Source organism: Shigella sp. FC1567 (assembly GCF_001743015.1).
GTDB lineage: Bacteria > Pseudomonadota > Gammaproteobacteria > Enterobacterales > Enterobacteriaceae > Escherichia > Escherichia coli.
Genome location: NZ_MIIV01000135.1, coordinates 1 through 5,553, shown reverse-complemented (window position 1 = coordinate 5,553; position 5,553 = coordinate 1). Strand labels below are relative to the sequence as shown.

Annotated in this window: 3 protein-coding genes and 1 pseudogene; all 4 read left to right on the top strand. The window is 48.6% G+C overall.

Annotated features, from left to right (window positions below):
* Positions 1–333, top strand: a 333-nt coding sequence (locus BHE85_RS10100; RefSeq protein ID WP_069673502.1) for an IS1 family transposase, incomplete at its 5' end; no start/stop codon positions are given.
* A 66-nt stretch (positions 334–399) separates the two neighbouring features.
* On the top strand, positions 400–1,083 hold the full coding sequence (locus BHE85_RS10095; RefSeq protein WP_001049539.1) for a DUF3251 domain-containing protein: 684 nt from the start codon (positions 400–402) through the stop codon (positions 1,081–1,083).
* A 43-nt stretch (positions 1,084–1,126) separates the two neighbouring features.
* Positions 1,127–5,179 (top strand): annotated as a pseudogene (locus tag BHE85_RS10090) (ESPR-type extended signal peptide-containing protein); the annotation flags it as partial.
* Positions 5,180–5,270: 91 nt separating this feature from the next.
* Positions 5,271–5,553, top strand: a 283-nt coding sequence (locus BHE85_RS10080; protein ID WP_073692124.1) for a transposase, incomplete at its 3' end; no start/stop codon positions are given.

The following is a 5,553-nucleotide window of genomic DNA, read 5'->3' as shown; positions in this document are numbered from 1 at the left end:
TGGCTGTTTTACGCGTATGACAGGATACGGAGGACGGTTGTGGCGCACGTCTTCGGTGAACGCACTCTGGCCACACTGGAGCGTCTTCTGAGCCTGCTGCCGGCCTTTGAGGTCGTGGTATGGATGACGGATGGCTGGCCGCTGTATGAATCACGCCTGAAGGGAAAGCTGAACGTTATCAGCAAGCGTTACACTCAGCGCATTGAGCGACATAATCTGAATCTGAGACAACATCTGGCAAGGCTGGGACGGAAGTCACTGTCGTTCTCAAAATCGGTGGAGCTGCATGACAAGGTCATCGGGCATTATCTGAACATAAAACACTATCAGTAAGTTGGAGTCATTACCGGACAACTCTACCGGCATTGATCGCTGGTCGGAGGAAATAAGGATTTTTACATGAACTTGAAGAAGATTTTTTTCAGTGCTGTCACTGTTTCAGTTCTCTGCGCATTAACGGGATGTGACTACATTGAAGAAGGCAAGCCAGAAAGTAGTTTATTGAAACAACAAGAAGAACATAACAATAAAATTGATCTACTTGAAAAACAACAAGCACAGCTAAAGAGTCAACTGGAAACTATTCAAAAACAACAAACTGGCATAATAAGCAGTACAAAGACTTTAACTCACGTAATTAAATCCGTTAAAGATCAACAAAACACTTTTATTTTTACCGAGTTTAACCCAGCAAAAACGAAGTATTTCATCCTGAACAATGGTTCGGTGGCTTTAGCGGGTCGAGTGTTATCCATTGACGCCACAGAGAATGGCAGTGTTATTCATATTTCACTGGTCAACTTATTAAGTACACCTATCTCAAATATTGGTTTTAATGCGACATGGGGTGGTGAAAAACCTGTCGATGCCAAAGAGTTTGCCCGGTGGCAACAATTACTTTTCAACACATCAATGAAATCCACATTGAAATTATTACCAGGTCAATGGCAAGACATTAATTTGACCCTGAAGGGTGTCTCGCCCAATAACCTGGGATATCTGAAGTTAGCCATCAACATGGAAAATATTCAGTTCGACAATCTTCCCTCTGCTGAAAATCGGCAGAAAAGAAGCAAAAAATAAATGCAGTTAGTACACTTATAACAAGGAATAGCGAGCATCATTAATGAACAAAATATTTAAAGTTATCTGGAACCCTGCGACAGGGAATTATACTGTTACCAGCGAAACGGCAAAAAGCCGTGGCAAGAAATCTGGGCGCAGTAAGCTGTTAATTTCTGCGCTGGTTGCGGGTGGAATGTTGTCGTCGTTTGGGGCATTGGCGAATGCCGGGAATGACAACGGTCAGGGTGTTGATTACGGTAGTGGATCAGCTGGCGACGGCTGGGTTGCTATAGGCAAAGGGGCGAAAGCAAATACTTTTATGAACACCAGTGGTTCCAGTACTGCTGTGGGTTATGACGCTATAGCTGAAGGCCAATATAGCTCTGCCATCGGGTCAAAAACCCATGCGATTGGTGGTGCATCAATGGCCTTTGGGGTTAGTGCAATATCAGAAGGCGATAGAAGTATAGCACTGGGTGCCTCTTCGTATTCATTGGGCCAATACTCAATGGCCCTCGGCCGTTATTCAAAAGCATTGGGTAAATTGTCTATTGCTATGGGGGACTCTTCCAAAGCGGAAGGAGCAAACGCCATTGCCCTGGGAAATGCCACTAAAGCTACTGAGATTATGAGTATTGCTCTTGGCGACACCGCCAATGCGTCAAAAGCGTATTCAATGGCGCTGGGAGCAAGTAGCGTCGCATCTGAAGAAAACGCAATTGCCCTGGGGCGTAGCAGTGTAGCTAGCGGTACTGACAGCCTCGCATTTGGCAGACAATCACTTGCCAGCGCAGCGAACGCTATTGCGATAGGTGCTGAGACCGAAGCCGCTGAAAATGCAACTGCTATTGGCAATAATGCGAAGGCAAAAGGGACTAATAGCATGGCAATGGGGTTCGGAAGCCTTGCCGATAAAGTCAATACTATCGCATTAGGAAATGGCAGCCAGGCTCTGGCAGATAATGCAATCGCCATAGGCCAGGGCAACAAAGCTGATGGCGTGGATGCCATCGCTCTGGGTAATGGTAGCCAGTCGAGAGGCTTAAACACCATTGCCTTAGGCACAGCCAGTAATGCAACTGGTGATAAGAGTCTTGCGCTTGGTAGTAATAGCAGTGCCAACGGTATTAACTCTGTCGCGCTGGGCGCAGATTCCATTGCGGATTTAGACAATACCGTCTCTGTCGGCAATAGTTCATTAAAACGCAAGATCGTTAATGTGAAAAATGGCGCGATCAAGTCTGACAGTTACGATGCCATTAATGGTTCACAGCTTTATGCCATTAGCGACTCGGTAGCAAAAAGGCTTGGAGGAGGGGCTGCAGTAGATGTTGATGACGGTACTGTTACAGCACCAACCTACAATTTAAAAAATGGTAGCAAAAATAACGTAGGGGCTGCGCTCGCTGTACTTGATGAAAACACCCTGCAATGGGACCAAACCAAAGGCAAATACAGCGCTGCTCATGGTACTAGTAGCCCAACTGCCAGCGTAATCACCGATGTTGCGGATGGCACGATTTCAGCCTCCAGTAAGGATGCGGTTAACGGTTCCCAACTGAAAGCTACCAATGACGATGTCGAAGCCAACACCGCCAATATCGCTACTAATACCAGCAACATTGCCACGAATACGGCAAATATTGCCACCAATACCACCAATATCACCAACCTGACGGATTCCGTTGGTGACCTTCAGGCTGATGCCCTGCTCTGGAACGAAACTAAAAAGGCATTCAGTGCAGCTCACGGCCAGGATACCACCAGCAAAATCACCAACGTTAAAGATGCCGACCTGACGGCTGACAGCACTGATGCTGTTAACGGCTCTCAGCTGAAAACCACCAACGATGCTGTGGCGACGAATACCACCAATATCGCCAATAACACTTCCAATATTGCCACTAACACCACCAACATCTCTAATCTGACTGAGACGGTGACTAATCTTGGTGAGGATGCGCTGAAATGGGATAAGGACAATGGTGTATTCACGGCAGCTCATGGCACCGAGACCACCAGCAAAATCACCAACGTTAAAGATGGCGACCTGACGACTGGCAGCACCGATGCCGTTAACGGCTCTCAGCTGAAAACCACCAACGATGCCGTGGCGACGAATACCACCAATATCGCCACTAACACCACCAACATCTCTAATCTGACTGAGACGGTGACTAATCTTGGTGAGGATGCGCTGAAATGGGATAAGGACAATGGTGTCTTCACTGCAGCTCATGGCAACAATACCGCCAGCAAAATCACCAATATCCTGGACGGCACAGTCACTGCAACCAGTTCCGATGCCATTAACGGTAGCCAGCTTTATGACTTAAGCAGCAATATCGCCACCTACTTCGGCGGCAATGCTTCTGTGAATACTGACGGTGTGTTTACCGGTCCAACCTACAAAATCGGTGAAACAAATTATTATAACGTCGGCGATGCACTGGCTGCGATTAACTCCTCATTTAGCACGTCTCTCGGCGATGCTCTGCTTTGGGATGCCACCGCAGGTAAATTCAGTGCCAAACACGGTACTAATGGTGACGCAAGCGTGATCACTGATGTCGCAGATGGTGAAATTTCAGACTCCAGTTCTGACGCAGTAAACGGCTCACAACTCCACGGCGTGAGCAGTTATGTTGTTGATGCGCTGGGGGGTGGTGCCGAAGTCAATGCAGACGGCACCATCACTGCGCCGACGTACACCATTGCTAATGCTGATTACGATAATGTCGGTGATGCCCTGAATGCTATCGATACCACTCTTGACGACGCTCTGCTCTGGGATGCGGACGCCGGTGAAAATGGTGCATTTAGCGCCGCTCACGGAAAAGATAAAACTGCCAGTGTAATCACTAACGTCGCTAACGGTGCAATCTCTGCTGCCAGCAGAGACGCGATTAACGGCTCACAACTCTATACCACCAATAAGTACATCGCTGATGCGCTGGATGGTGACGCAGAAGTCAACGCTGACGGCACCATCACCGCACCGACTTACACCATTGCGAACGCCGAGTACAACAACGTCGGTGACGCTCTGGATGCGCTTGATGATAACGCCCTGCTGTGGGATGAGACTGCCAATGGCGGTGCTGGAGCCTACAATGCCAGCCATGACGGTAAAGCCAGCATCATCACTAATGTCGCTAATGGCAGTATTAGTGAGGACAGTACCGATGCAGTGAACGGTTCTCAGTTGAATGCGACGAATATGATGATTGAGCAGAACACCCAAATTATCAATCAGCTCGCTGGTAACACCGACGCAACCTATATCCAAGAAAACGGTGCGGGTATTAACTATGTGCGTACTAACGACGACGGCTTAGCGTTCAACGACGCCAGCGCACAGGGTGTTGGCGCTACAGCTATAGGTTATAACTCTGTCGCCAAAGGCGATAGCAGCGTAGCTATTGGTCAGGGCAGCTACAGCGACGTTGATACGGGTATCGCCCTAGGTAGCAGCTCTGTTTCCAGCCGAGTGATTGCCAAAGGCTCCCGTGACACCAGCATAACGGAAAATGGCGTTGTTATTGGTTACGACACCACGGATGGCGAACTGCTCGGTGCATTGTCTATCGGTGATGACGGTAAATATCGTCAAATCATCAACGTAGCCGATGGTTCCGAAGCCCATGACGCCGTTACGGTTCGTCAATTGCAGAATGCGATTGGTGCGGTCGCAACCACGCCGACTAAATACTTCCACGCTAATTCAACGGAAGAAGATTCACTGGCAGTGGGAACTGACTCGCTGGCAATGGGTGCGAAAACCATCGTGAATGGCGATAAAGGTATTGGTATCGGTTATGGTGCCTACGTGGACGCGAATGCACTTAACGGCATTGCCATTGGTAGCAATGCGCAAGTCATTCATGTCAACAGTATTGCGATAGGTAATGGTTCTACGACCACTCGTGGCGCTCAAACCAATTATACCGCCTACAACATGGACGCACCGCAGAACTCTGTCGGTGAATTCTCAGTCGGTAGTGCGGATGGTCAACGTCAGATCACAAACGTCGCAGCTGGTTCAGCGGATACCGATGCGGTTAACGTGGGTCAGTTGAAAGTCACTGATGAGCGCGTAGCGCAAAATACCCAGTAGACTGGCCCCCTGAATCTCCAGACAACCAGTATCACTTAAATAAGTGATAGTCTTAATACTAGTTTTTAGACTAGTCATTGGAGTACAGATGATTGATGTCTTAGGGCCGGAGAAACGCAGACGGCGTACCACACAGGAAAAGATCGCAATTGTTCAGCAGAGCTTTGAACCGGGGATGACGGTCTCCCTCGTTGCCCGGCAACATGGTGTAGCAGCCAGCCAGTTATTTCTCTGGCGTAAGCAATACCAGGAAGGAAGTCTTACTGCTGTGACCGCCGGAGAACAGGTTGTTCCTGCCTCTGAACTTGCTGCCGCCATGAAGCAGATTAAAGAACTCCAGCGCCTGCTCGGCAAGAAAACGATGGAAAATG

Excerpts from the sequence above, each read along its gene's own strand:
- BHE85_RS10095 (WP_001049539.1), top strand. The coding sequence starts at position 400 with ATGAACTTGAAGAAGATTTTTTTCAGTGCTGTCACTGTTTCAGTTCTC.